The 25,729-nt window shown below is 48.7% G+C and carries 26 protein-coding genes; 16 read left to right on the forward strand and 10 right to left on the reverse strand.

Translation table 11 applies throughout. From position 1 onward, the window contains the following. Window positions 1-59: 59 nt before the first annotated feature. Together AC4PME_RS05550 and AC4PME_RS05555 are read right to left on the reverse strand one after the other, a co-directional pair. On the reverse strand, window positions 60-2,402 hold the full coding sequence (locus AC4PME_RS05550; protein ID WP_491044804.1) for a Tex family protein: 2,343 nt from the start codon (window positions 2,400-2,402) through the stop codon (window positions 60-62). Between the two features lie 159 nt (window positions 2,403-2,561). Continuing rightward, entirely contained in the window at window positions 2,562-3,023 is a 462-nt protein-coding gene (locus tag AC4PME_RS05555; protein ID WP_202980685.1) for a MarR family winged helix-turn-helix transcriptional regulator, read from the reverse strand. Window positions 3,024-3,160: 137 nt separating this feature from the next. Here AC4PME_RS05555 and AC4PME_RS05560 point away from each other — a divergent pair, with 137 nt between their 5' ends. Next, the gene (locus AC4PME_RS05560; protein WP_491044803.1) at window positions 3,161-4,114 is read left to right on the forward strand and encodes a PDR/VanB family oxidoreductase; all 954 of its coding nucleotides are present in this window, start codon (window positions 3,161-3,163) and stop codon (window positions 4,112-4,114) included. Between the two features lie 22 nt (window positions 4,115-4,136). Then, window positions 4,137-5,210, forward strand: coding sequence for an aromatic ring-hydroxylating oxygenase subunit alpha (locus AC4PME_RS05565; protein ID WP_202980684.1), 1,074 nt, complete (start codon window positions 4,137-4,139; stop codon window positions 5,208-5,210). Window positions 5,211-5,253: 43 nt separating this feature from the next. Here AC4PME_RS05565 and greB read toward each other — a convergent pair whose 3' ends face one another. Next, window positions 5,254-5,739, reverse strand: a complete 486-nt coding sequence (greB, locus tag AC4PME_RS05570; RefSeq protein ID WP_119503128.1) for a transcription elongation factor GreB — start codon at window positions 5,737-5,739, stop codon at window positions 5,254-5,256. 184 nt (window positions 5,740-5,923) lie between these two features. Between greB and AC4PME_RS05575 the strand changes: the two genes are divergently transcribed. From AC4PME_RS05575 to AC4PME_RS05585, 3 genes are all read left to right on the forward strand, one after another. Beyond that, on the forward strand, window positions 5,924-6,214 hold the full coding sequence (locus AC4PME_RS05575) for a hypothetical protein (protein ID WP_119503127.1): 291 nt from the start codon (window positions 5,924-5,926) through the stop codon (window positions 6,212-6,214). A gap of 153 nt (window positions 6,215-6,367) precedes the next feature. Further along, the gene (locus AC4PME_RS05580; protein ID WP_119503126.1) at window positions 6,368-6,931 is read left to right on the forward strand and encodes a type 1 glutamine amidotransferase domain-containing protein; all 564 of its coding nucleotides are present in this window, start codon (window positions 6,368-6,370) and stop codon (window positions 6,929-6,931) included. Window positions 6,932-6,946: 15 nt separating this feature from the next. Further along, on the forward strand, window positions 6,947-8,029 hold the full coding sequence (locus AC4PME_RS05585; RefSeq protein WP_119503125.1) for an alkene reductase: 1,083 nt from the start codon (window positions 6,947-6,949) through the stop codon (window positions 8,027-8,029). Between the two features lie 63 nt (window positions 8,030-8,092). On the opposite strand, the gene fkpA is transcribed toward AC4PME_RS05585, so the two are convergent. Continuing rightward, window positions 8,093-8,875 (reverse strand): FKBP-type peptidyl-prolyl cis-trans isomerase, encoded by a 783-nt coding sequence (gene fkpA / locus AC4PME_RS05590; protein WP_303572435.1) that lies wholly within the window; start codon window positions 8,873-8,875, stop codon window positions 8,093-8,095. 221 nt (window positions 8,876-9,096) lie between these two features. Here fkpA and AC4PME_RS05595 point away from each other — a divergent pair, with 221 nt between their 5' ends. From AC4PME_RS05595 to AC4PME_RS05605, 3 genes are all read left to right on the forward strand, one after another. Further along, window positions 9,097-10,062, forward strand: a complete 966-nt coding sequence (locus AC4PME_RS05595) for a WD40 repeat domain-containing protein (protein ID WP_491044896.1) — start codon at window positions 9,097-9,099, stop codon at window positions 10,060-10,062. Continuing rightward, the gene (locus AC4PME_RS05600) at window positions 10,059-10,289 is read left to right on the forward strand and encodes a SlyX family protein (RefSeq protein ID WP_303572434.1); all 231 of its coding nucleotides are present in this window, start codon (window positions 10,059-10,061) and stop codon (window positions 10,287-10,289) included. Before AC4PME_RS05595 ends, AC4PME_RS05600 begins: the two co-directional genes overlap by 4 nt. 122 nt (window positions 10,290-10,411) lie before the next feature. Further along, window positions 10,412-11,107: a transposase gene (locus AC4PME_RS05605; RefSeq protein ID WP_150154341.1), complete on the forward strand. Its 696-nt coding sequence runs from the start codon at window positions 10,412-10,414 to the stop codon at window positions 11,105-11,107. Window positions 11,108-11,148: 41 nt separating this feature from the next. On the opposite strand, the gene AC4PME_RS05610 is transcribed toward AC4PME_RS05605, so the two are convergent. Further along, complete coding sequence (locus tag AC4PME_RS05610) at window positions 11,149-12,291, reverse strand: DUF748 domain-containing protein (RefSeq protein ID WP_491044802.1); 1,143 nt, start codon at window positions 12,289-12,291, stop codon at window positions 11,149-11,151. Window positions 12,292-12,505: 214 nt separating this feature from the next. Then, a complete protein-coding gene (locus AC4PME_RS05615) occupies window positions 12,506-12,712 on the reverse strand; it encodes a YheV family putative zinc ribbon protein (RefSeq protein WP_119503119.1) in 207 nt (68 codons plus the stop codon). A gap of 125 nt (window positions 12,713-12,837) precedes the next feature. On the opposite strand from AC4PME_RS05615, the gene AC4PME_RS05620 reads away from it, so the two are divergent. The 5 genes from AC4PME_RS05620 (at window position 12,838) to AC4PME_RS05640 (ending at window position 16,812) form a co-directional block, all read left to right on the forward strand. After that, a complete protein-coding gene (locus AC4PME_RS05620; protein WP_491044895.1) occupies window positions 12,838-14,745 on the forward strand; it encodes an ATP-binding cassette domain-containing protein in 1,908 nt (635 codons plus the stop codon). Next, a complete protein-coding gene (locus AC4PME_RS05625; protein ID WP_161599196.1) occupies window positions 14,729-15,217 on the forward strand; it encodes a TIGR02444 family protein in 489 nt (162 codons plus the stop codon). The genes AC4PME_RS05620 and AC4PME_RS05625 overlap by 17 nt, the downstream gene beginning before the upstream one ends. Before the next feature lie 3 nt (window positions 15,218-15,220). Then, window positions 15,221-16,240 (forward strand): hydrolase, encoded by a 1,020-nt coding sequence (locus AC4PME_RS05630; protein ID WP_491044801.1) that lies wholly within the window; start codon window positions 15,221-15,223, stop codon window positions 16,238-16,240. Window positions 16,241-16,247: 7 nt separating this feature from the next. Further along, window positions 16,248-16,481, forward strand: coding sequence for a YheU family protein (locus tag AC4PME_RS05635; RefSeq protein WP_303572428.1), 234 nt, complete (start codon window positions 16,248-16,250; stop codon window positions 16,479-16,481). A gap of 130 nt (window positions 16,482-16,611) precedes the next feature. Next, entirely contained in the window at window positions 16,612-16,812 is a 201-nt protein-coding gene (locus AC4PME_RS05640; RefSeq protein ID WP_474864910.1) for a hypothetical protein, read from the forward strand. Window positions 16,813-17,202: 390 nt separating this feature from the next. Here AC4PME_RS05640 and AC4PME_RS05645 read toward each other — a convergent pair whose 3' ends face one another. Both AC4PME_RS05645 and AC4PME_RS05650 read right to left on the reverse strand, forming a co-directional pair. Then, a complete protein-coding gene (locus AC4PME_RS05645) occupies window positions 17,203-18,084 on the reverse strand; it encodes a LysR family transcriptional regulator (protein WP_491044799.1) in 882 nt (293 codons plus the stop codon). Between the two features lie 177 nt (window positions 18,085-18,261). Continuing rightward, entirely contained in the window at window positions 18,262-18,804 is a 543-nt protein-coding gene (locus AC4PME_RS05650; protein ID WP_119503113.1) for an outer membrane beta-barrel protein, read from the reverse strand. 436 nt (window positions 18,805-19,240) lie between these two features. On the opposite strand from AC4PME_RS05650, the gene AC4PME_RS05655 reads away from it, so the two are divergent. The 3 genes from AC4PME_RS05655 (at window position 19,241) to AC4PME_RS05665 (ending at window position 24,263) form a co-directional block, all read left to right on the forward strand. Further along, window positions 19,241-20,887, forward strand: coding sequence for an OpgD/OpgG family glucan biosynthesis protein (locus tag AC4PME_RS05655; protein ID WP_491044798.1), 1,647 nt, complete (start codon window positions 19,241-19,243; stop codon window positions 20,885-20,887). After that, complete coding sequence (gene mdoH / locus AC4PME_RS05660; protein WP_491044797.1) at window positions 20,874-22,880, forward strand: glucans biosynthesis glucosyltransferase MdoH; 2,007 nt, start codon at window positions 20,874-20,876, stop codon at window positions 22,878-22,880. The genes AC4PME_RS05655 and mdoH overlap by 14 nt, the downstream gene beginning before the upstream one ends. Before the next feature lie 159 nt (window positions 22,881-23,039). Next, window positions 23,040-24,263 (forward strand): NHL repeat-containing protein, encoded by a 1,224-nt coding sequence (locus AC4PME_RS05665; protein ID WP_491044796.1) that lies wholly within the window; start codon window positions 23,040-23,042, stop codon window positions 24,261-24,263. 62 nt (window positions 24,264-24,325) lie between these two features. Here AC4PME_RS05665 and AC4PME_RS05670 read toward each other — a convergent pair whose 3' ends face one another. Then, window positions 24,326-24,895: a YceI family protein gene (locus AC4PME_RS05670; protein ID WP_119503110.1), complete on the reverse strand. Its 570-nt coding sequence runs from the start codon at window positions 24,893-24,895 to the stop codon at window positions 24,326-24,328. Then, window positions 24,892-25,728, reverse strand: a complete 837-nt coding sequence (cysQ, locus tag AC4PME_RS05675) for a 3'(2'),5'-bisphosphate nucleotidase CysQ (protein WP_491044795.1) — start codon at window positions 25,726-25,728, stop codon at window positions 24,892-24,894. Before cysQ ends, AC4PME_RS05670 begins: the two co-directional genes overlap by 4 nt. Window position 25,729 lies beyond the last annotated feature (1 nt).

The raw sequence follows: 25,729 nt of genomic DNA on the forward strand, positions 1-25,729 counted from the left end.
CGGCGGGTAAAAGCAAGAAAGCCGGCATCATGCCGGCTTTCTGAAGGTTCTGTCCGGGGTTACTTCTGCTTTGCTTTAGCAAATGCATCCGCGAACGCATTGCCCATGGCTGCATTAGCCGGCGCTTGCGCCTGACGGTTATTGCCACCGCCATTGCGGCCGGGCTGGCGTCCTTTACCTTGCTTCCCGGCAGGTTTTCCGGCGCCGCTCTGGCGCTTTTCGGCGGCCGGTGCAGGGGTATCGTCAAGGCGCATGGTGAAGGAAATACGCTTACGCTGTACGTCTACTTCCAGCACTTTCACTTTTACGATATCACCGGCTTTTACTACTTCACGGGGATCCGAGATGAACTTGTTGGTCAGTGCCGAGATGTGAACCAGACCATCCTGATGCACACCCACGTCAACGAAAGCACCGAAGTTTGCCACGTTACTGACAACACCTTCCAGAATCATGCCCGGCTTCAGATCGCTGATGGTTTCAACGCCTTCTTTGAAGGTCGCTGTTTTAAATTCAGGACGGGGGTCACGGCCGGGTTTGTCCAGCTCTTTCAGGATATCTTTTACGGTTGGCAAACCGAATGCTTCACTGGTGAAGTCCTCCGGTGCCAGCTTACGCAGCAGATCGGTGTTACCAATCAGGTCGTTTACGGCGACCTGCGTACGGTCAACAATGCTGTCGATAACCGGATAGGCTTCCGGGTGAACGGCGGAGGCATCCAGCGGGTTTGTGCCTGCGGTGATACGCAGGAAGCCGGCTGCCTGTTCAAAGGCTTTAGGACCTAACCGTTCAACCTTTAATAAGGATTTACGGTCACCAAAAGCGCCGTTGTTATCGCGAAATGCAACGATATTTTGTGCCAGGGTTTTGTTCAGGCCCGATACATAAGACAGCAGTGCAGGAGACGCGGTGTTCAGGTCGACGCCTACGGCGTTTACACAGTCCTCGATAACGCGATCCAGTGATTTGCCTAACTGACTCTGGCTTACGTCGTGCTGATACTGGCCAACACCAATAGCCTTCGGCTCAATTTTTACCAGTTCGGCGAGAGGATCCTGCAGACGACGGGCAATTGATACAGCGCCACGCAGAGATACGTCCATATCCGGCAGTTCTTTCGATGCCAGTTCCGACGCTGAGTACACTGATGCACCGGCTTCACTGACCATGATTTTCTGAGCGCCCAGCTCCGGCGCTGCTTTCAACATTTCAGCAACCAGTTTATCCGTTTCGCGGGAGCCGGTACCGTTACCGATACTGATGAGCTCTACTTTATGCTGTTTGCACACATTAATCAGTTTGCGCATAGACTTGTCCCAGGCGTTTTGCGGCGCGTGGGGGAAAATCGTATTAGTGGCCACCACCTTACCGGTTTTATCTACCACCGCGACTTTGACCCCGGTACGCAAACCCGGATCCAGACCCATGGTGGTTTTCGCGCCGGCCGGCGCCGCCATTAGCAGATCATTGAGGTTTTTAGCGAATACGCTGATGGCTTCTTCTTCAGCCTGCTCACGTAAGCCCGAAAACAGTTCGGTTTCCATGTGCAGAGCAATTTTGATTTTCCAGGTCCACTGTACAACCTGCTTTAAAAACGCATCAGCAGCACGGCCTTTGTCACTGATATTGTAGTGATCAGCAATGATGAATTCGCAGTGTGACGGTGCCGTGGCATCTTCATTCTGCGGATCTGCGTTCAGCTGAATATGCAGCATGCCCTCATTACGGCCACGGAACATGGCAAGAGCACGGTGAGACGGCACGCTTTTGAGTTTTTCCTGATGGTCGAAATAATCTTTGTACTTAATGGCTTCCTGCTCTTTACCGGGAGCCACTGTACTGGTTACGAAGGCATTGTCATTCAGATAGCGGCGTACTTTCGCCAGCAGAGAAGCGTCTTCGGCAAACCGTTCCATCAGGATAAAGCGGGCACCTTCCAGTGCGGCTTTGGTATCGGCTACGCCTTTGTCAGCAGAAACAAATGCTTCTGCTTCGGCTTCCGGTGTCAGCGACGGGTCGTTAAACAGTTTATCAGCTAAAGGCTCAAGCCCGGCTTCAATAGCGATCTGACCTTTAGTGCGACGACGTGGCTTGTAGGGCAGGTATAAATCTTCCAGCGTCGTTTTGCTGTCCGCCGTGGTGATGTCCTTTCTCAGCGCATCGGTAAGCTTACCCTGTTCTTCAATGGACTTTAAAATCACGCTGCGGCGATCTTCTAATTCACGCAGGTACGTCAGCCGCTGTTCGAGGTTACGAAGCTGAGTATCGTCCAGTCCTTGCGTTGCCTCTTTCCGGTAACGGGCGATAAAAGGAACCGTAGCACCCTCATCGAGTAATGAAACAGCCGCCTGCACCTGATTGGCATTAACGGCAAGTTCTTCGGCAATTTTGTTGATAATCATAAATAAGCTCTGTGGCGTTTTAATTTGTGTCCTGCTGGATTAAAAAAGGGGGATGAGCACTCTGCCCCGTGTCGCTGCCAGCTGTTACCTAAATAGGGTGCAAAAAAGAGGCGTAAGTATATCACCGATGGCTTATGTCAGAAGGGCTTTTGTCTCAATTTATTCTGACTTCATGTCGAGTTTTCCTACCTGATTGTTAAGCTTCTGAAGAAGGCTGATAAGCAATTCACGCTCGTCTTGCGATAACACCTCCAGCAATTTACTTTCCCGTTCAAGTGCAACCGTCAGAATCTCATCGTGGAGTGCTTTTCCTTTTGGTGACAGTGACAGATATTGATGTCTGCCATCTTTTTCACTCTTTGAAATAGTGATGATTTCCAGCTCTTTGAGCTTTTTCACTGTCCGGCTTACCAGCGCCTTATCGAGACCGATGACATTACTCACAGAATTCGCCGTTGTTTCCGGCTCCACGGCCAGCAGAGCGATGACACGCCATTCAACTATCCCTACGCCAAACATCTTCCGGTACTGACCCGAAGCGCTGGCCGAAAGTTTGTTAGCCAGAAAAGTAATGAGTGCAGGTACGTACCGTGCCAAATCTAGAAATTGTGGATTCTGCAATTTCTGCTCTCTTTTTATTAGTTACTAAATCAACATTTTATCACTTAGTGAACTGATCAGATAATCTCTATAGTTGACATATCAACTAATTGTTTCGTATTGTTTGTTACATAGATGTTAGTTACAGGGAAATTCTTTTGATAAACGCGAAGATTTCTAAAATTGAAAAAATTGCCGCTTCAGTTGCCAAAATCAGTTTTATTGCTGAAGACGGAAATGCACTTCCCTCCTTTACACCCGGTGCTCACGTTGATGTGAAGGTTAATGAAGATATCACCCGCCAGTATTCACTTTGTGGGTCTGCCAGAGATGTCAATGAGTACAGTATCGCTGTATTGCGTGACAGTCATTCCAGAGGCGGCTCAGTAGCCATTCACGATACTTTCCGCGTAGGGATGGCCGTGCAGATCTCCGCACCGAAAAATTTGTTCCCGCTTGGGGAGCATGACGGAAAAGTCATTCTTGTTGCCGGGGGGATCGGCATTACGCCACTTATTTCAATGATGAAAAGTCTTGATGACCTTGGGAAGCAATATCTATTGCTTTATGTTCATAAGCCGGCACAACAAATTCCGTTCGATAAGGAACTCGCGGCAGGGGTTAACACCGGAAAAGTCATTTTAATCCCTTCAGAAAGTCGTGAGAAAATAGTGAAACGACTGCGGGAGCTTATCCCTGCTTTCGAAGACGGCTGCGGTCTCTATACCTGCGGTCCTGATGGCTTTATGTCTAAAGTTAATGAGATTGCCAGAGAGAAAAGCTGGCCTGATTTTGCTTTGAATCAGGAAAAATTCAGTCACGACATTTCCACAACCGGCGCTGATACGGCGTTCACAATGCACCTTGTTCAATCAAATATTCACATCAATGTAAGCACAGAGCAAACAGCCCTCGAGGCGTTGGATGAAGCCGGTATTGAAGTGGATGCCAGTTGTGAACAGGGGATTTGCGGCACATGTGTATTGCGTGTTCTTGATGGAAAAGTTGACCACAGGGACGCGTGGCTGACAGATGCTGAAAAATCAGCAAATGACCGTTTTACGCCTTGTTGTTCCCGGGCGTTAACCCCGTCACTTTCTATTGACCTTTAATCCTGTTAACCGGAATAAAACTATGTCTGTTCAAATGCACCACCCTGAAAATTCTGATACCTCTGTCACCGGTACACGGCACGCATTTCCATTAAACATGTGGTATGTCGCTGCTTTGTCCAGTGAACTTGACGATAAGCCGGTAGCCAAAATGTTGTTAAATGAGCCGGTGGTATTGTTCAGGACACAAGACGGAAAAGCACATGCTCTGGAAGATCGCTGTTGTCACCGGTCGCTGCCACTATCTTCCGGAACCATGGAACCTGAAGGTTTACGCTGTGGTTATCATGGTCTGTTATTCAATGGCGATGGAAAGTGTATCGAAATTCCCGGACAGGAAAAAATTCCGTCGAGGGCAAAAGTCATGCAATACCATATTGCTGAAAAAGATGCGCTGATATGGATTTGGTTTGGTGATGCGCAGCATTCTCAGCCCGTTGAACCGCCTCCTTCCTATGAATTTCATCATCATCCTGATTTTATGTTTGGCGGTGATATTTACCACTACGATGCGCCTTATCAACTTGTCCATGACAACCTGCTGGATCTCAGCCATCTGGGTTATGTTCATCTGAAAACCATTGGTGGAAATGCCAAAATTCACATGAATGCAGAGATGAATGTAACCCAGCAAGGAAACAGCGTAAAAGTTGTCAGGCATATGCTCAATTCAGTACCGCCGCCCACCTACAGTGCTGCTTATCCTTTTGGTGAGACCATCGACCGGTGGCAGGAAATTGTTTTCCATCCTTCACATTTGGAAATCTGGACTGGTGCTGTTGAGCATAATACTGAAGCCGTTGATGATCCCGGACGCGGTGGCTTTCACATGCGGGGCTTTCATGCGCTGACACCGGAAACAGAAGAAAGCTGTTTTTATATCTGGACTATGGCGAGTAACCCCACATCCAATTGCGATGAGGTAATGCAAAAGGTCATTGATCAAACGAAGTTTACGTTTGACGAGGATAAAACAATTATCGAAACGCAATATAAGAACATGAAGCGATTCGGCGTGAAGAAACACATCGATATTCATGTGGATGTAGCACCTAACAGAGCCAGGCGTATTATTGAGTCGCTGAAACAGGCTTAGCAGGACAGGCCGGCATAAGCCGGCCCGTAATGCGTCTGAAAGCCTATATCCGGTCGTCCTTGTCGTACCAAATCTTATTTATCCACCACTCAAAGTTGCCTGCTTCGGTTTTGACAAAAATTTCATCTTCGGTGGCTTTTCCGATGAGTGCGCGGGCCATCGGCGCATCCACCGAGATATAGTCCTTGCGGCCGAAAATTTCATCATAGCCGACAATGCGGAGGGTCATGGTTTTGCCGTCTTCATTTTCAATTTCGACCCAGGCACCAAAAAACACTTTGCCCTCCTGTTGCGGCGAGTAATCCACAACTTTCAGATTTTCCAGACACTTACGCAAGTAGCGGACCCTGCGGTCGATTTCCCGCAGACGTTTTTTATTGTACTGATAGTCAGCATTCTCACTACGATCTCCGAGGCTCGCTGCCCAGGTGACTTTGCGTGTTGTCTCCGGTCTTTCTTCACGCCAGAGATGATCCAGCTCTGCCTGTAACTTTCGGTACCCATTCCGGGTAATAAGCGGTGTTCGCATTTGCTTTTTCGCTATGTTTTTGTTTTTTCAGCTAATCAAAACTAAAATTACGTCGATAACTAGTTTGCAATGTGGTAATTGTGCATAACTTTTACAAGCTTATGCAGATTGTTTGCATGAATATTGAACAAATTTGTAAATGAAATGTCGTAGTAATATCCATTATTAACATGGAATAAATCGAGTGAATAACATTATGCAGCATGAGCAAACTCAGACAGAAGTAAAACGTGGTGGTCAGTCCTTCACGTCAAACGGTATTACTATTGCCGGCTTTCTGCTGTTTCTCACCGGCGTTATTCTGTTCTCCATCGGGATGATAGATATTTTAGTTCACATTAACAGTGTGAAAACTGCAGCGTTGCTGGTGGGTGGTATCGCCGCTTATAAAGTTGGTCATATGATGATCCGCCACTACGCTACGTTAAGGAAGAGACCGGAGCGTCGCAGACATTTATTGTCAGATAACAGCTGATACAGAGCTGACAGAGGTAACTTTTGATACAACAACCCCCTCCTTCGTGAGGGGGTTGTTTCGTTCTGGCCGCCGGCAGATTTAATGTTTGTAACTAAACTTCCCGATGATCAGGTGCGTAGGGAAATTACTATCTGATAAGGAGAACTATCAATGACTAAGAAGTTACAAGGCAAACACGTTGCTATTCTGGCAACGGACGGATTTGAGCAAGTTGAACTGACTTCGCCCAAAGAAGCACTGGAAGCTGAAGGTGCTGAGGTCTCGGTCATATCTCTGGAAAGCGGTGAAATTCAGGGTATGAACCATGATGAAAAAGGTGACAAATTTAAAGTGGACAAGCTAGTCGCTGACGTTAAAGCCGGTGATTATCATGGTCTTATTCTTCCGGGTGGCGTTCAAAACCCTGATACGCTGAGAACCGACACCGCCGCTGTATCATTTGTAAGAGACTTTTTTAAACAGCACAAACCTGTAGCTGCTATTTGTCATGGCCCGTGGATGCTTGTCGAAGCTGATGTACTTCACAACCGTAAAGTAACGTCATTTCCCAGTTTAAAAACAGACATAAAAAATGCCGGAGGCATCTGGGTTGATGAAGAAGTGGTGTGCGACCAGGCGTTAGTTACCAGCAGAACACCGGATGACCTGCCAGCCTTCAATAAAAAAATCATTGAAGAATTGCGGGAAGGTAAACACGACCAGCAACACGTGTAATTCAGGGAAGCTAATATGAAATCACTATTTGAATCTGCCCGTATGGGCAATGTGGATGTGAATAATCGCATCTTTATGGCGCCGCTCACCCGCAGTCGCGCTGACGATACCACCGATGTGCCAGCAGATATGACGCTGACTTATTATCAGCAGCGTGCAACGGCAGGACTCATCATTTGCGAAGCCACCCAAATCAATCCGCAGGGTAAGGGATACATCCGGACTCCCGGCATTTACAGCGCTGACCAGGTATCGAAATGGCGGGAAATCACAGAAGCTGTGCACGCTGAGGGAGGAAAAGTGTTTCTTCAGCTGTGGCATGTAGGCCGTATCAGCCACAGCCACTTTCAGCCTGATAATCAGAAGCCGCTGGCTCCGTCAGCGGTAAAACCGGATGTTGATGTGTTTTTTGATGGCGAAAAGCGTCCGGCGTCTGAACCGGAGGCGATGACTGTCAGCGACATTCAGTCAACCATTGCTGATTATCAGAAAGCTGCTGAGAATGCCCGTGAGGCTGGTTTCGACGGCGTGGAAATACATGCTGCCAACGGCTATCTGATTGATCAATTCATCCGTGATAAGACGAATTTGCGGGACGACGAATATGGCGGCAGTATCGAAAACAGACTGCGCTTTCTAAAAGAAGTCACCCGTGCGGTACTCAAAGTCTGGGATGCGTCGCAGGTGGGTATCCGGCTGTCACCGGTTGGTAATCAAAATGATATCGCTGACAGCGATCCGCTGGCGACATTCAGAGAGGTGATAAACTTCTTAAATCCGTTGAATCTGGCTTACCTGCATATGGTTGAGCGCTTCCCGGGTATGCCCGCCAGTAACGAAGATCTTGCGACGCTTGTCACATTGCGGGAACACTGGCAGGGATTTTATATCGCTAACGGGGACTATGATTACCTGTCAGCCAAACAGGCTGTGGAATCAGGTTACGCAGATGCCGTTGCTTTTGGCCGGCCTTACATCGCTAACCCCGATTTGGCATTGCGTCTTGAAAAAGGCGTTTCGTTGAACGAGCCGGATCCGGATACATTCTACGCAGGTGAAGAAAAGGGATATATCGATTATCCGTTTTACAGTGAATAACAAAACGGCCCGTTAAGGGCCGTTTTCAATTCTGTTTCCGGCGTGGCCGGAGAGAGAAACAAATTACTCTGTTTCGCCTTCTTCAGTGTCCACTACTTCAATCAACTCAACATCGAAGATAAGCGTTGAGTTAGGCGTGATCAGACCGGTAGAACGTTCGCCGTAGGCCAGTTCCGCTGGAATAACGAAACGGAATTTTGAACCTTCTTTCATTAACTGAACACCTTCGGTCCAGCCGGGAATAACGCGGTTAAGCGGGAAAGTAACCGGCTCATTACGCTCGTATGAAGAATCGAACACAGTACCGTCAATCAACGTACCGTGGTAGTGAACCTTAACTGTGTCAGTGGCTTCAGGGCTCTTACCGGTGCCTTCTTCAATCACTTCGTACTGAAGACCTGAATCAGTCACAGTCACGCCTTCTTTCTTAGCGTTTTCTGCCAGGTAATCAGCGCCCAGCTGAATATTCTCTTCTGCTGCTTTTGCTGCCATTTCCTGCTGCTTGGCACGCATGGCTTCTTCACCGGCCTGAGCAAATTGCTGAATTTCAGCACGGCTGAACTTCATGTTTTCGCCCAGAGCGTCAGTGAAACCCTGTTTCAGCGTTTCAATATCCAGCGGTAAACCAACCTGTTCCTGCTGCTTTGCTCGGGTCGTGATGAATACGCCCATGCTTGCACCCATTGCGTAGGCGTGCTTTTGTTCGTCTGTCATGTCCGCAGCGGCTGTACCCTGTGCAGGTGCTTCTTTTGCCGCAGCTTCTTTAGACTGCTCATTTGTATTTGGCTGACAGGCAAAAAGACCTAAAGCAGCAACGGTTGATAAGGCGACAAGCGACTTACGCATAAACTTCTCCATTCTAATATTATGTTCGTCGCACCGCACGGGGACGACTGGCTTGTGTTATAAGGTATAAACTAATCAATTTAGCAAACCGATCAAAGTAAAATCATTTTGCTAAATTGATATTAAGGTCATCCGACCCTAACTGTTCCATGCTATGGTAAACACGGCTGCATATAAAGCGAAACCTGTAAGACATGATTCATCGACGATTGTTCCAAACAATGCCATTACTGGCGTTTTTACTTTTTTCAGTAACCGCATGTACTGTGCCTGATACCACCCCGGTTAACCAGTGGTGGCATGCAGAAGACGGCGCTTATGCAGCAGACATATCCCCGAACGGTGAGTACAGCGTGGTATCCGGTGTCGATAACGGTATCAACGTTTGGCACAATTTAGATGACAATGTGCTGTTTCACTGGCAGCACCAGAGCGAAGGTAACAATCTGGTTCTGGCTATTCATATTTCCGCTGACAATAAATTTGTGGTGACATCAGACCGCGAAGCCTTTGCGTTATGGAGCATTGAAAGTGGTGAGCCGGTAGGATTCTGGCGCATTGATGAATCGACAATCCGCGATGTGGCGGTAACCAATAATGGCAAAGGGATCCTCGTTGGCCGCTCCAGCGGTAAAGTCATGTACTTTGAGCCGGAAACCGGACGGCGACTTGAGTTTCTGGGTCACCAGGAACGCATCAACTCTGTGGATATTTCACCCAACGGTGAATATGCCCTTACCGGTGGTAACGACTATGTGGCGTATCTATGGAGTACGCAGACCGGGCAAATTATCCATACCTTTACTCACAGCAGCCGTATTTCTAAAGTGGCGCTGGACGATGCCGGACGCTACGTATTTACTGCAGACAGTAAACAAGGCTCTAAGGTGTGGGATGCACAAACAGGTGCGCAGATCAGCAACCTGAAGTATATTGCGCGCCAGAAAATATTTACTGATGCCGTTTTCTCTGAAGATGGTAAGCATTTACTTACCGGTTCACCTTCACGCAGTATCTACATGTGGGACGTCAGAACCGGTGAGCAGACCGGCGAATGGAAAGTAGCGGCGAAAGAAGGTACGAGACCGGCAACCGCTGTGGTGTATGCCGTCGGGTTTATGGGTAACAATACACTGCTGTCTGAGAGCAGCAGTGGTTTAGCTGAATTATGGGCAATTGAAGAATGAGCGACACACTTACGCTGGAACACGCCATGCAGGAAATTGAGGAATTGCAGACCAAGGTAGCGTTCCAGGAACATACAATTGATACGTTGAATGAAGCATTGACGTCTCAACAATATCAAATCGAGAAAATGCAGGTACAGTTGCGTTTTATGATGGAGAAAGTCAAAGGCTTTGAACCGTCTAATATTGCTAAGCTGTCAGACGAAACTCCGCCTCCTCACTATTAAGCCTGTCTGCAACACCTGTCAGTGCAGGCAGTGAAATAATCTGTTGATTGTTTTAGATAATTGCCTGAATCTTGTCTAAGCTAAGAAAACGACCCGTTAAATGACATAACGAAGCACTTTTCATGGCCAGAAAGTTAAGAACGTCTCCGGCAGGTATTCCGCAACTCGTCCAGCGAACAGGACGAAAAGGTGTGTCCCCGTTTCGGGATGACACTGACAGGCTGACCTATCTCGATTATCTCGGCCGTTATGCACAGCGTTATAAAGTGGCAATGCACGCCTGGGTTGCAGGTAAAGACAGCATTCTTTTTCTGTGCACCCCCGCGGCCGGTGATGGTATCTCATTAATGCTGCAGGCAACCGGGCGACTTTATGCGCAGTACTTTCACCAGCGGTATGGCACCAGCGGGGCAATCTGGCGTGATCGTTATAAATCAGCACTGGTTTTAGATGATGAGCTGCTTTTGGAGGTGTACCGCTTCATAGAGCAGAAGCCGGTAAATGAAGCGTTGTGCAGCACACCTGAACAATACGCCTGGTCAAGTGTCAGTACCAATGCGCTGGGGTTACCCAACACCATGGTAACACCTCACAGTGCTTACGAACGAACAGCAAAACAACCGGAACAACGAAGAGCACTGCATTTGCAGCACTTGCAGCACCAGAATAACGATCTGGATGCGGATATTGCCAAGTCACTGAAAATGGGACTGGCTATGGGAGATCCCGGTTTCATCAAACGCATTGAACAGGTTACCGGTCGTCGTTTGACGGAAGGTAAGCGCGGACGTCCGCGCAAGAAGGCTGTGACGTCCTGAGCAGCTGAGCGGGTGGTGGTAAGCTGACTCATCCCTGCCGGTTACTGTGGATCAGGGCGCGGGTTTTCTTCACCGGCGGCTTCCTGTTCTTTCTCTTCTTTTGCCTCTTCGGCGTCACGCCATTGCACACTGTCTTCAAGGTTACCGTTAATAGCCTGAATAAATGCATTTTTCAGAATGCCACCAATCGTCGCGAGAACCGGTGTGTCCACATCATTCAATGAGCCGGAAATGGGAATGCGTGTGGCTATCTGATCTTCACTCTGGTTTTCGAATAATTCCGCAATGAAAGCTGACAGTGCTTCAGCGAGTCCGCGAAAGAAGCCATCGTCATCTTCTTCGATATCACCTTTCCATGAAAAAACCTCAACCTGATGCAGAATAGGCTTGGCGTAGCCTGATATTTCTCCGTCGTCGCTGGCCAGCTCCAGCGCCAGTTCTAATGTACCGGCTTCTAAATCGAAGGGGGCGTAGGTATCGAGGAAGTTTTTAAAATTCACCAGCGCCACATCGTTGGCCTGCAGATTGACATCGAAGGTCGGATTCTTTGTTGCCGGATTCAGTGAGCCTGACAGCGTAATGGTGCCTTGTTGCTCTGTATTCCCGCTGGCTTCGATGGTGGCAATGAGATCTTTTGACAAAGAGCGGCTGTTAACCAGATTTCTTGCTACAGCATGAATATCGTGCAGCTCAATGTTAACGGCGGGCTCTGAATCCGGGTTGATGAACCGGACAATACCCCGGCGGATTTCAAAGCGGTCAACCTTAAGCGGCACTAACTGATCCGCCAGATAAAGCCAGTTTTCATTTTCACCTGACTGACTTTCAGCATCACTTTTACCGTCTACGAAATTTAGCTCCGGTGCGGTAAGATTGACCTGCGCTACCAGTGCTTTATCCAGCAGGGCATTCCACAACAGGCTGAATTCTACCTGCTTTGCTTCAAAGAACGGTTGTTCTACCTCACCGGTCCGTTTCAGAATAACCACGTCATCCAGACTGTAAGCGCCGCGCCACAGCATAATGTCCACATCACCAACACTACCGGTAAATTCTTCCCCTTCATCCAGTACGTCGTTGATGTACCACTGAGCTGCAAAAGGCAAACTGATGCGGACAATTATCAGCAGCCCGGCGAGGATCGCGAGTGCTTTTAATGTGGTTCTGGTTTTATGTCTGGCCATGATCAGTCCGCGCTTAAATGAAAAATAAATAATCCGGAGGTATTTATTATCGATTCAAGTGGCGTGCCAGCGAATGTAAAGAGGGAAATGCTACAGGGTTATAGAGTTAACAGTTTGTTTTAGAAGGAAACATGAGCTCAAATCGGGCAGTCGGGCAGGTCCGTGCAGCATAAACGCTCACCCTTTTCCTGCTCCGGCGGGTAACTTTAACAAATCAGTGTGGCTTAAATACACCAATCACATTTTCATCAGATCGGGTTTTCGCTTCTACTTTGTCGTCGGTTTGCGATTGCGAATATCCGCACTTAACGCATTCCAGTTTTTCCACATTGTTCTCAAAAAACAACATGATGGAATCCAATGCCTGACACTTGGGACAGGTTGCGCCGGCGATAAAGCGTTTTCTTTTGCGTTCAGCCATGATTACTCCGCAGGTTACAACAATTTCTTCTTGCTGGATTATGGCGACTAATGAGTGAAATACAAGCCATCGCCGGGGGAGTTTGCTATCATACGCCGCTTAAATCACAGGACAACTGCGCAGGCATGATCACCTTATCTGACGTTACATTGATGCGTGGTAGCAAAGTGCTACTTGAAAACGCCAGTACACAAATATTCCCCGGACACAAAACCGCTCTGATCGGCAGCAATGGCTGTGGTAAGTCGAGTTTATTTGCTTTACTTCGCGGAGAATTACAGGTTGATGCCGGCGATTGTCAGGTGCCTGCACACTGGCGCATCGTCAGCGTGGCGCAGGAAACGCCGGCCACCGACCGCTGTGCGATAGATTACGTGATTGACGGTGACAAATTACTGCGCGGGTTACAGGCTAAACTGGCTGAAGCCGAAGCGAAGCAGGATGGCGAAGCTATGGGACAACTGCATGGTCAGCTGGAACATGCAGGCGCTTACGACGTAGAAGCGCGGGCGGCTACCATTCTTGCGGGTCTGGGCTTTTCAACCGCTCAGCTGTCAGCACCGGTGACTGATTTTTCAGGTGGATGGCGCATGCGGCTCAATCTGGCGCAGGCGCTGCTTTGTCCTTCTGACTTGCTGTTACTGGACGAACCGACCAACCACCTCGATTTAGATGCCGTTATCTGGTTAGAAAAATGGCTGCAACGCTATTCAGGAACGCTGATTCTTATCTCTCACGATAAGGCATTTATTGATAATACTGTGGCGCAAATCGTCAGTGTCGAACAGCAACAACTTATTGCCTACACAGGCAATTACTCTTCCTACGAAAAGCAGCGTGCAGAACGACTCCGCTTACAGAATATCGAATACCAGAAACAGCAGGATAAAATCGCTCATCTTGAGTCTTTCATTACCCGCTTTAAAGCCAAAGCCAGTAAAGCTAAACAGGCGCAAAGCCGTATCAAGCAACTCGAGCGCATGGAGCAAATTTTGCCGGCACATGCTGCCAGTGCCTTTAATTTCGAATTTGCTGAGCCAACCGGTCTGCCGAACCCGCTTATTCAGATGCGGGATATTCAACTGGGCTATGGCGACAAGGTTATTCTTAACAACGTCAAACTGAATCTGGTGCCGGGCAGTCGCATCGGGTTGCTGGGACGCAATGGTCAGGGGAAATCGACACTGATCAAACTGCTCGCATGTGTGCACGATCCGATGCAAGGCTCGTTTACCACTGCCAAAGGGCTTAACGTGGGCTATTTTGCCCAGCATCAACTGGAAACACTGGATCCCAAAGCCTCTGCTATTTTGCATCTTCAGCGGTTAGATAAGCAGGCTACCGAACAACAGTTACGGGATTACCTGGGAGGCTTCGGTTTTCATGGTGACCAGGCCCTGGAACCTGTTGCACCTATGTCCGGCGGCGAGAAAGCACGTCTGGTACTGGCGTTGATCGTTTATCAGAAGCCCAATTTATTGTTACTCGATGAGCCGACCAACCACCTCGATCTGGAAATGCGTCATGCACTGAACATGGCCTTGCAGGGGTTCGAAGGCGCGATGGTACTGGTGTCACACGACCGCTTCCTGCTGACCTCTGTTTGTGAAGACTTTTATCTGGTCGACAGTGGTCAGGTTGAGCCTTTTAACGGTGATCTGGAAGATTACCGCAGCTGGATTTTATCCCAGCAAAATGAAGAGAAAGCGGCGAAGCAGCAAACCGATAAACCGAAGGTAGATCGCAAAGCGGAAAAACGTCGTGAAGCTGAGTTTCGTCAGTCAGTCGCACCGCTGAAAAAGGCGATTGAAAAGCATGAAAAAGCCATGGAAACCACGTCAGCCAAGCTCTCTGACGTGGAAACGTCGTTAAGCAATACCACGTTATACGAAGAGCAAAACAAGGCCAGGCTGATGGCACTGCTTGATGAACAGACAACGTTGAAACAGGCGATGGAAGAGCATGAAATGGCATGGCTCGACGCCCAGGAAGCAATGGAGGCGGCAAAAGCCACTTATGAATCTGAATACTGACACCTTCTGGCAATACAGTTTAGATGTTTACGGACGGGATAACGTCGCTGCCACAGCGATTGCGTTGCAGGATGACTTCGGCGTAAACGTGAATATGTTGCTGCTGTTGTGCTGGTGTATGGACAACGGCGGTATTGTTACATTGAACCAGTGGCAGGTGCTGCATGCGGCTATCGCTGAAACTGAGAGTTTACTTGTGGCTCACCGTGAAAAACGCCGTGCAGCAAGACAGGCCAGTCCGTTTAATGAAAAAGCCTATGACGCCCTGAAACGGGAAGAACTGGATCTTGAAATGCAGCAGCAGGAAGCACTTACTACCATGTACAACCGGCTGTCTGTAGAATATGTGCCGGTTCAGGGGGTGAACGGCAGCATTGCCAGTTTTGTGAATTTATTCAAGTTGCGCCAGCAACCTCAGGCGGTTAAATACCTTACGTCAGTGATTCAGTCTCTGCACAGCACCGCGAAGTAATTCATGCATACACCTGAACATGGTCATGGCGTTGTTCGCCGCAGTCATTTCGAACCATCATGGTGGGCCCGTAACCGTCATATTCAAACTATCTGGCCGCGATTTTTTCAGAAACGCAGACCGGTTTCATACACCTGGCAGCGGATAAACACGCCCGACGACGACTTTCTTGATCTCGCCTGGGGACCTGAACCACAAGATATGCAGGGCATGGTTGTGATGTTTCACGGCCTTGAAGGCAGTATCCGTTCTCACTATGCCAACGACATGATGGCCGCGCTCAGCGAACAGGGCTGGCAGGTGGTTATGATGCACTTCAGGAGTTGCAGTGGTGAAGTCAACCGTCAGCCCCGCGCTTATCACTCCGGCGAAACAGAAGACCCGGCGTTCTTTTTAGACTGGCTGGACAAGCGTTTCCCGGACGTGCCGAAAGTCGCCATCGGCTTCTCGCTGGGCGGCAACATGTTACTTAAATTGCTGGGTGAAAACCCCGGTCAGAAATGGCTGCAGGCCGCCATGGCTGTGTCGGCGCCGGTAAAGCTGGATGCGTGCAGTGACAGCATTGGCGAGGGTTTTTCGAAGGTTTACCAGAACTACCTGTTAAAGAGTATGAAGGCTACGCTGACAAGTAAAATGCGTAAGCTGGACTACAAAGATTTGTTATCGCTGACGGTTGAGCAGGCAGGCAAGCTGTCGTCGTTCCGGGAGTTCGATGAAAAAGTGACGGCACCCTTACACGGCTTTAAGGATGCGCAGGATTACTACGAGAAATGCAGTGCGTATCCTTTCCTGAGTGCCATTCATTGTCCCACGTTAATTGTCCACAGTCTGGACGATCCTTTTATGAGTCCGTCGATTGTGCCGGATGCTACTGCACTGTCCCGCAATGTAACCCTTGAACTCAGTGAGTTTGGTGGCCATGTAGGCTTTATGCAGGGCGGCTTTCTGCGACCGGTGGTCTGGCTGCAGCAGCGCGCCGTAGACTATTTTTCTGAGTTTCTGCCAGTTCAGCCAGCAAAGTGAGGCAAGCATGATTATCCCCATTGACGCGTTAGAGAAAGACACGCTGCGTAACATTGTCGAATCCTTTGTGCTTCGCGAAGGTACTGATTACGGCGAGGTTGAAGCGAGCTTTGAAGACAAAGTGGAACAGGTACTGGCAGCACTGAAGCAGGGTGACGTTGTGCTGGTTTATTCAGAACTCCACGACTCGGTAAATATCCGCGAAAAAGGTGATTACCGGGAAAGTGAAGAAGACGCCTGAAGCTGTCCGTCCGCCCGGTTTAACCGCTCTGAAGCAATTGATATTCTCCTCTTATCCGCGGTGAAAAGATGAACTGCTCATCTACCCGGATATCACTGATTTTCTAATTTCAATTTAAAGGATTATATCAATGAGAGAGCTTAAGGAAGATGAAGTACAAACAGTATCAGGCGCAGTTTTACCAGCCCTCGCTTTAGGGCTCGTGGGCGCTTACATGTATGATGCGATGGGTGGCAAGGAAGGCATCGATCGCTATTTCCGGAACAGCTGGGATTCAGCTAAATCCAGTATCAATTACTGGTCTGGCAGAGCGCGGAAGGCATTTGCTTAAAGGTGAAGTTGAGCATGCTTTACAGAGAGGTGCTTTCGGCCTCTCTTTCAAAACTATCAGCTTTCAGGTTGTGGTATTTTCTGACAGGGCTAGTTGCCTGGCACTGCTGCGAATATGGTTATTCGCTGCGTGAGACCAGCTCATCTCTATTTCTCAATTCCCTGCCGAATGCTTGTGCTGTGGTTATTACCACGTCCTTATATCTTTTACTTTACCCCTCGCAGGAATTTAAAAGTCTTTCAGGTGTAACCGCCGGTCTTATTATTTATGAATGTATCCAGCCTTACATTCCGGAAAGAACATTCGACGTCATGGATATTTTGGCTACCGCTGCAGGTGCAGTGCTAATGCTCGCGTTAATAATCACAAGGCGCAGAACAGCAAAGGTCCTCACGCATCTTTCAGGCTCGTAAACAGGGTTGTAAATCTCGCCGGTAGGTTGCGCTGATGCTGCCAAATCCAGTAAAGCGGCTCAAAAACCGGTTCGGGCATCACCGGTACATAGACTTTTCCAGCATCGGCCAGCGGTTTTACGGCTGAATGTGGCAGCACTGTAAATCCCAGCCCAAAGGTAACGGGCAACAAAATTTGACCAATCTGATTCACATAGCCGGAGGCGGTAATGCTGTCCGGTTTGATTTTACTCAGTTCTTCATCACCACAGGCAGACAAAAACAGGCCGAGGTAATGGTATACATCCGGGTGTTTGATCAGGCCGATTTTATTCAGTAATGCAGCGGTTACCTGACTTCCTTCGTATTCAACGGGAAGAACGAGAGAAAGATGTTCTTTGCCGAAGCTCTCTGCGTCGTAAAGATGTGGATCGGGTAGCCGGGTAACAATGCCAATATCCAGTGAGCCCGAATGGATCCCTTCCAGAATACGGTTATTCGGTGCGGCTTCCAGTTGGGTGATTAACCCCGGATGAGCTTTCTGTAAGGCAAGTATTGACGGGTAAAGGTGCATAGCCAGTGCACCTGAGCAGGCGAGATTACACACCCCCGAATACGGATCATCTGCGTTCAGACTCGCCATTAACTTTGTTTCTTCAGCCTTTCTAGCGCAGGCATATTCGTAGATTTGTCTGCCCTGCTCTGTCATCACGAAATGTCTGGTGTCCCGCTTGAGAAGCGGATAGCCGCAGGCATCTTCCAGCTTGCGGATGTGCTGACTCACGCCCGGTTGCGTCATAGATAGGGCTTCAGCAGTTTGTGTGAAGTGGCCGATGTCGATAAGTGTACGAAATGTTTCTAACCAGACAGGATTTAACACGGTAGTTCAATAATTGGTTGTTATTAGAGTTAGATTAATTAATAACAAAATGTTTGTCTACGCCAATTCGATGCCCCTGTTGAGTCATTCACATAACTGAACGGTCAGGAGATTTTGTACTGCACATAATAAAAAAGGACGTGAAAACACGTCCTTCCTTTCAAACGGCGTTCATACTCAGAACGTATAACGGGCGTTCAGTTGTGTAATATCCAAATCATCAATTTTTTCATAGCTTGCACCCACAGCCCAGCGGGGTGAGAAGTAGTAATTAGCACCAACTTTTACCGTGACATCACCGTCATCGATATCGTAGTAACCCAGTTCACCCTGCAGCTCTACCTGTTCAGTTACCATGGATCTCACACCGGCATTCAGGGAGTAACCGCTGTCTTCGTTGTTTTCCACCTCTGCACGTTCATAGTTGAGACCGAAATAGGCATCGGTGAAACTGTTCAGAGGCAGCCGGTAACCAGCACCCAATGTCAGTAAGTCCAGATCGGTACCACTTTCATCCAGCATGCTGTAATCGCCGGTAACATAAATATTGTTTTCCAGTAAATATGTGGCACCCAGGTCAAGTCCGTCAAAATCTGCGCGGCCAATTTCGGCATTTGTATACCCGCCCTCAGCGAAGCGCCAGTTCGGTGATGCAGCCATTGCCGCAGAAGATAGTGTGGTTGCAGCAACAAAAGCGGTAAAAGTTTTAGTGAAGCGCATAGAAAACTCCTTAAATATGCAAAAAGAAAATCCACTGTCAGTGGCCTGTTCAGCAATCTTTTTGCCAATCCGGTCATCGTTGGCGCTATTTTCTACTTGTATAATTCAGTAAGACTATGTTTTATATATCAATATTAATTACCGCGAGGCTGGTGTTTTAACGTGAGGTCAGGAGGGATCGTCTCAGTCTGAAGCATGGTGTTCAATGTTCATACTACCTTAGTGTCTGTCTGAGCAGACAGGTTCCCCTGTTTTACCCGGTGGTCTGTAATACTTGCTGTGCACTCTCTACACACTTTTACGGACGGATTCGGTAAGGTTATGAAAAATATCGCAAATATGTGATCCTAACGACTTGGATCACCTTTTGCACTCATCCGGTCAATAAGAAACGGAATATTCCCGTTAGGAAAATTTGAACCGGAGTCAGTCAACCATGCTGCCGCAATTACAGTTAGCGAATAACACGGAAATTACGACACCATCTTTTACTTCATTCGTCGCATCATTTTGCGCTTTTTTCTCAATCAGTCCCGCGGTAATGCGCGCCTTTGTATATTGCATTTGTGTGGGCTTCAGTACATTAAGCCTGGCGGATGAAACGGCTACCGGAAACCTGCCTGAAGGCAAACCTATTTTGAATCGCGTTATTGAATCGGCGCAAAAAAATGCTACACGTGATTATGTGGTTAATGATCACAATCTGGCAGACGAATTGAAAAACATCGGTTACGAAACCTATCGTCAAATTCGCTTTAACCCTGAGAAATCCTTGTGGCACGGTGAGCATGATTATGAAATGCAATTTTTTCACCCGGGCTTTCTCTATCAGCAACCTGTCACAGTGGTCACCATTGCTCCGGACAACAGTGAACATACCGTACCCTTTGACAGCAAAAATTTCATCTATGAAAAGAATGCAGAGCCGCTGGCCGGTCTGACCGATGCAAAATCCGGCTATGCCGGATTTCGTTTGCATTACCCTATTAAAAACAAAGAATACAAAGACGAATTCGCCGTTTTTCTCGGCGCTTCGTATTTTCGTTTAGTAGGCAAAAATCAGGTTTATGGCATTTCAGCCCGCGGCCTTGCCATCGATACGGCGATGCCGGATGGCGAGGAATTTCCTCATTTTACCAAGTTCTGGGTGGTTGAGCCCCGTGAAGGTCAGCCCATTAAGATTTATGCCCGTTTAGAAAGCCCGTCTGTTGCGGGTGCTTACAGTTTTGAAATCATGCCGGGTAAAGACACCACCATGCAGGTAAAAAGCTGGATATTTGCCCGGGAGAATGTGGGTAAGCTTGGCGTCGCACCATTTACCAGCATGTTCCTTTACGGCGAAAACTCGCAAATCCGCCGCGATGACTATCGCCCTGAAGTGCATGACAGTGACGGGGTGATGATGCTCAACAATAGCGGGGAAATTATCTGGCGTCCTCTGACTAACCCAACAAAATTACAAATCACGTCGCTGAGCGATGTGGCTCCCAAAGGCTTTGGTGTGCTGCAGCGGGATACAGACTTTGCTAATTATCTCGATGCCGAGGCGAACTATCATCTGCGCCCGAGCTTGTGGGTAACCCCGAAAAAAGGGTTCGGCAAAGGTAAGCTGGAAATCGTGGAAATTCCTACTGACTCAGAAGTGAACGACAATATCGTGGCTTACTGGGTGCCTGAGAAGCCGTTCAATGCCGGTGAAAACCGTTACTTTGAATATGAACTGAAGACGGTTGAAAAGCAGCCAATGCCTTATGGTTTGGCGACAGTGGAAAGAACCCGTCAGGGTATCAGTCAGCTGCCCGGCTTTGAAACTACTGAAGAGCGAAATGTACGCCGGTTTGTTGTTGATTTCACTTTACCGGAAGGTATGAAGCTGAATCCTGATGAGGTGGATCTGATTTTAGACGCCACTAACGGCAAGGTCGAGCAGGCCAGAGTGTATAAGGTAGATAGTGATAAAAGTGTTCGCGTGACATTTCTGGTCATTCCCGACGGCGAAGCGGTTGTCGATATGCGCATGTTTTTAAATCAGAACGAAACGCAAATGAGCGAAATTTGGAGCTATGTGTATGAGCCACAATGATCCCGGGGAAAACACCGTGGCACCGGACAACGTAGCCACGAAAGACAAAATATTAAAAGTAAACGGCCGCCGCTGGCGGCTGGTACTGATGGGGCTGTTGACCATAGTGTCTACGGCCCTTGCCGGTTACAGCCTGTTTGAAATTTTCCGGCCCAACCGGTTTACCCCGCTGGAAATGATACAGCTGGCACTGAGTATGGTGCTGTTCATCTGGCTGACCTGGTCATTCTGGACCTCTGTTATCGGCTTTCTGCTGAAGCTTTTTCATATCGACCCGTTATCACTCCGCCGGGAATTGAAAGCCTCTGATGATCAGGCGCCCGTCACCCAACGCCACGCTATCGTCATGCCGGTGTACAACGAAGATACTGATCGCATTATCGTTGGCTTCGAAGCGTGTGTGAAAGCCATTCTTGATACCCCGTACGCAGACAAATACGATTTTTATATGTTGAGCGATACCCAGGATAAGGAGAAAGCCGAAGCGGAGCTTAAAGCCTGGCAGCGTCTTATTTCCCGTCTTGGCGAACAAAGCCAACAAATTTTTTATCGCCGCCGCGAAGATAACTGGGGCCGTAAGGTAGGTAACATCACCGATTTTTGTGAGCGCTGGGGCAGTCAGTACGAATCGATGCTGGTGTTGGATGCCGACAGTGTTATGTCTGCTCACCGCGTGCTGGATATGACCCGCCGTATCGAAGCTAACCCTGAAGCGGCAATGATTCAGACTATTCCCATGCCTGTACGTCAGGACACATTCTTCGGGCGTTTTGTGCAGTTTGCTGCGCACCTCTACAGCCCGATGCTGGCCACCGGTTTGTCGTTCTGGCAGACAGACAGCGCGAATTATTGGGGTCACAATGCCATCATCCGTGTGCAGCCTTTTATGCAGCACTGTGGCTTACCTACCCTCAAAGGCAGGGCACCGTTTGGCGGCGATGTACTGAGTCACGATTTTGTGGAAGCGGCACTATTGCGCCGTGCCGGATGGGAGTGTTATCTCATCACCGACACTGACGGCTCATACGAAGAAGTACCCGGCAACATGGTAGATTACGCTATCCGCGACCGTCGCTGGGTGCAGGGGAATATTCAACACTTAGGATTGTTAAGCACTAAGGGACTTAAAGCTACGAACCGGTTGCACTTTGCTTTCGGTGCCTTTGCTTACATGTCGTCGCTGCTGTTATTTATGATGCTCATGGCGGGGACTGCCGATGCGCTGGTTAAAGCGCTTATCGACCCGGTGTATTTTACTTCTGCCCACCAATTATTCCCCGAATGGCAAATTGTCCACGAGGGGTTAATGATAGCCACGCTTTACGGCACCATTGCCTTGCTGTTCATGCCGAAAATGCTGGGCGTTATTCTGGCGCTTATACAGCGCAGAAAAGATTTTGGTGGTGCTTTCAGGCTCATGTCCGGTGCGCTTATCGAGCTGTTTATGGCCGTACTTATCGCGCCTATGATGATGTTCTTCCACAGTTACTTCGTGATCAGCGTATTCATTGGTCACCAGGTAAAGTGGGAAGCGCAAACCCGTGAAGGACGTATGGTGCCATGGAAAGTCGCTATTTCTAAAGCCGCAACAATGACCACTTTGGGGTTAATCTGGGCCGGTGTGACTTTCTATTTCACGCCTTCGCTGTTCCTGTGGTTGCTGCCGGTATTAACCGGTATGGTGTTTGCAGCGCCCATTATCCGTTTAACCAGCAGCTTGTCGTTTGGCAAAACCTGCCGTAGGTTGGGGATCTTTGTGATTCAGGAAGAGATAAAAGAAGCCCCGGTGCTGGTGGAAGTACGTGAGCACATGGCAACTATCTCAGCAGAAGAAATTGCAGGTTATCCTGCACTGCAACCGGTTTTGCCCGACGAAACCCATCAGACCATGTTCGTGCAGGATCTCAAAGCTCCGCCTTTACCAAAACGCTTAACAGACGGCCAGATTGCAGAATTTGCTCAAAGCCGGCCAAAGGCGAAACACGCAGCCTGATATCCTTTCTGACGGGGGTTACTGCCTGGTAACCCTTCCGTTATCAAAGACAGTAAACTCATAAAATAGCAGAAGAAACCGGCTACTCGTCGAATTCTTGTACACAATAGCAGGCTGAACCCTTAGGCTAAAAATTCGTCAACCCCGGGGAGTGTGCTTATGAGAGCTGTTTCAATTTCATCACCTGTAAAGCTGCGTCGTGCGGCTATGCTATGGGCTTTCAGCGGCGCCTGGATGAGTGTTCAGGCAGAGCCGTTAGAAAGTGAAAGCATGACGACAATACCCGTTGTCAGTCACTCAAAAAATGTTTCTTCCGGTTATGCCATTCCTCAATTTGCAGTGGATCCCGCCTGGCCGGCGTTACCGGAAACCTGGTTGACAGGACAGGTGGCGGGGCTGGCTGTGGACAAACGTGATAACACCGTTTGGGTACTGCACCGCCCGGCATCTATTCCAAATCTGTCACTGGGTCTGACAAATGGTTCTGCCAGTTGTTGTGAGCCGGCACCTTTCGTCATGCAGTTTTCTGTTGAAGGTAAGTTACTTAATTCATGGGGAGGGCCGGAAGGCGACCGTCCTTGGCCTGAGAATGTGCATGGTTTATATGTCGATGCTGAGGGCAAAGTGTGGATAGGCGGCAATGGGAAAGGCGATCATCAAATTTTCAGCTATACCCGCGACGGTGAATTTGTAAAGGCGTTCGGGGAAGCAGGAAAAACGGATGGTAATACGTCTGAACACTATCTTGGCAACCCGGCAGACATTGTGGTTGATGACACGGATGTGATGATTGCTGATGGTTATATTAACAAGCGTGTAGTCAGGCTAGGTAAACAGGAACTGGACTTTGAACAGGCCTGGGGGGCATGGGGTAACGCGCCCGGCGGCGGTACCCGTGAAGGAAGTTTTGATACTTCTCAGGCAGCATCCGGAAACGGAGATTTGTCCACGGGGGCTGAGCATTTTGGTGACATTGTCCACTGTGTAGATAAGTCTCAGGACGGCAGAATTTATGTGTGCGACCGGCGAAACAACCGACTTCAGATCTTCAGAAAAAATGATGAAGGACAGGTTCTGTTCGAAAAAAATCTGGAAATTGCCGCTGAAACAGGCGGTCTGGGCACCGCCACAGCTGTCGCTTTCTCTCCCGACAATAAGTATCTCTACGTGGCAGATATGATGAACGGGCGTATCTGGATCCTCTGGCACGACACCTACGAGGTATTGGGAAGTATTGGCAGGAACGGTCGTTATGCCGGTGAGTTTACCTGGTTACACAGCATTGAGACGGATAAGGACGGTAATCTGTATACGTCCGAAGTGTCTACCGGACAGCGGGTGCAGAAGTTTGTTCTGACAGGGTTCAGTAAGCCAGATGCGTAAATAATGGTAACGGACAAAGCGTGTTGCCGGCTTTGTCCGTTATTAATGGCAAAAAGAGAATGTTACTCTTCAAACGTGACCGAAAATGTCACCGGGACAGCCAGTGTGATGCTGCTTAACTTGGCGACATCCTGAAGTGCCTGAATACCGCCTTCCAGTTTAAAAGAAGAAGCGTTAATCACAGTCGGGGCTGTGGTAGATACCGTTAACTTGTCATTGGCCAGCTTGCTGACAATCACCTGAAAGGTAGCCGGCGCTTTTACGCCGTGTAAATCCAGTTCACCGGTTACAGAGCCCGTCGTGCTGCTTCCTTTTTTCAGCTTCATCAGTTCAGCAGGAACATCTGCAGTGAAGGTGGCATTAGCAAAGTTCGTGGTATCAAACAGCATTTCCTGCATGCGGGTATCACGCAATTCAATACTGGTGTTCACACTGGTCAGCGGAACGGTAACAGATAACTGACCACCATCGCTGAGTGTGCCGGATAATTCATCGAAGCTGTGAACTTCCGTTATCTGGGCATTCTTGGTAGATAAAAAATGCAGGCTGGACGTATCGCTGTCTAACGTCCATGCCGCTGAGGCCGGTAAAGCAATACACGCCGATAATGCCAGTAACGTTCGTTTCATCATTCCTTCGCTCCTTTTTCATATTGGACAATGTCTTGCCAGGGGACCCGTTGATCACCAAGCACCACAAAGTCCGGGTTTTCCAGTGTATGACGCTGGTTATAAGTCAGTGGCTCAAAGTTTGCCGCCAGGATGCTGCCACCGGCTTCCGACACGATGCATTGCGATGCACCTGTATCCCATTCGCCGGTAATGCCTATACGCATGAATACATCAGCTTTGCCTTCGGCAATAAAGCATGATTTCAACGAGCAGCTACCCAAAGGTAACGTTTGATAAACCCGTTTCGCACACATGCGGGAAAACACTTTGTCCCGTGACTGACGGCGGCTGATGGCAATCATCACCACACTTTCATGGGGATCATCCAGCTTCCTGACGTGGATCTGTTTGTGCTCATCCGGACTTTCCTTGAATGCGCCGGCATCTTTGCTGGCGTAATAAAGTGATTGTCCGGGAGGCCAGAATATGACACCTATAGTAGGTTCATTGTTCTCGATAAGGGCAATATTCACGGCGAAGTCACCGCTTCGGGCGATAAACTCCTGCGTGCCGTCAATGGGATCGATAAGCCAGTAACGCTGCCATGTTTCGCGCTCAGCAAGGCTGGCGTGTTTGTTTTCTTCAGACAGGATCGGAATGTCAGGGGTAGCTTCAAGCAGGCGCTTGTTGATGATGTCGTTGGCGAGGTAGTCGGCACTGGTTACCGGTGACTCATCATCTTTGGTGTAGGCGTCAAAATCGCCTTTGTCGTAAACTTTAAGTACCGCTTCGCCGGCTTCAACAGCAATGCGTTTGGCTATCTCCAGTAAGGAGGCGCGGGTGTCGTCTGGCATA

Source organism: Alteromonas sp. (assembly GCF_984505615.1).

Bases quoted from the DNA above. Each gene is read 5' to 3' on its own strand.
- AC4PME_RS05665 (WP_491044796.1), top strand. From the start codon at position 23,040: ATGAGAGCTGTTTCAATTTCATCACCTGTAAAGCTGCGTCGTGCGGCT.
- AC4PME_RS05610 (WP_491044802.1), bottom strand. From the start codon at position 12,291: ATGGCCAGACATAAAACCAGAACCACATTAAAAGCACTCGCGATCCTC.
- AC4PME_RS05600 (WP_303572434.1), top strand. From the start codon at position 10,059: ATGAGCGACACACTTACGCTGGAACACGCCATGCAGGAAATTGAGGAA.
- AC4PME_RS05625 (WP_161599196.1), top strand. From the start codon at position 14,729: ATGAATCTGAATACTGACACCTTCTGGCAATACAGTTTAGATGTTTAC.
- AC4PME_RS05585 (WP_119503125.1), top strand. From the start codon at position 6,947: ATGAAATCACTATTTGAATCTGCCCGTATGGGCAATGTGGATGTGAAT.
- AC4PME_RS05595 (WP_491044896.1), top strand. From the start codon at position 9,097: ATGCCATTACTGGCGTTTTTACTTTTTTCAGTAACCGCATGTACTGTG.
- AC4PME_RS05670 (WP_119503110.1), bottom strand. From the start codon at position 24,895: ATGATGAAACGAACGTTACTGGCATTATCGGCGTGTATTGCTTTACCG.
- fkpA (WP_303572435.1), bottom strand. From the start codon at position 8,875: ATGCGTAAGTCGCTTGTCGCCTTATCAACCGTTGCTGCTTTAGGTCTT.
- AC4PME_RS05640 (WP_474864910.1), top strand. From the start codon at position 16,612: ATGAGAGAGCTTAAGGAAGATGAAGTACAAACAGTATCAGGCGCAGTT.
- AC4PME_RS05565 (WP_202980684.1), top strand. From the start codon at position 4,137: ATGTCTGTTCAAATGCACCACCCTGAAAATTCTGATACCTCTGTCACC.
- AC4PME_RS05635 (WP_303572428.1), top strand. From the start codon at position 16,248: ATGATTATCCCCATTGACGCGTTAGAGAAAGACACGCTGCGTAACATT.
- AC4PME_RS05615 (WP_119503119.1), bottom strand. From the start codon at position 12,712: ATGGCTGAACGCAAAAGAAAACGCTTTATCGCCGGCGCAACCTGTCCC.
- mdoH (WP_491044797.1), top strand. From the start codon at position 20,874: ATGAGCCACAATGATCCCGGGGAAAACACCGTGGCACCGGACAACGTA.
- cysQ (WP_491044795.1), bottom strand. From the start codon at position 25,728: ATGCCAGACGACACCCGCGCCTCCTTACTGGAGATAGCCAAACGCATT.
- AC4PME_RS05650 (WP_119503113.1), bottom strand. From the start codon at position 18,804: ATGCGCTTCACTAAAACTTTTACCGCTTTTGTTGCTGCAACCACACTA.
- AC4PME_RS05620 (WP_491044895.1), top strand. From the start codon at position 12,838: ATGATCACCTTATCTGACGTTACATTGATGCGTGGTAGCAAAGTGCTA.
- AC4PME_RS05630 (WP_491044801.1), top strand. From the start codon at position 15,221: ATGCATACACCTGAACATGGTCATGGCGTTGTTCGCCGCAGTCATTTC.
- AC4PME_RS05655 (WP_491044798.1), top strand. From the start codon at position 19,241: ATGCTGCCGCAATTACAGTTAGCGAATAACACGGAAATTACGACACCA.
- greB (WP_119503128.1), bottom strand. From the start codon at position 5,739: ATGCGAACACCGCTTATTACCCGGAATGGGTACCGAAAGTTACAGGCA.
- AC4PME_RS05580 (WP_119503126.1), top strand. From the start codon at position 6,368: ATGACTAAGAAGTTACAAGGCAAACACGTTGCTATTCTGGCAACGGAC.
- AC4PME_RS05550 (WP_491044804.1), bottom strand. From the start codon at position 2,402: ATGATTATCAACAAAATTGCCGAAGAACTTGCCGTTAATGCCAATCAG.
- AC4PME_RS05605 (WP_150154341.1), top strand. From the start codon at position 10,412: ATGGCCAGAAAGTTAAGAACGTCTCCGGCAGGTATTCCGCAACTCGTC.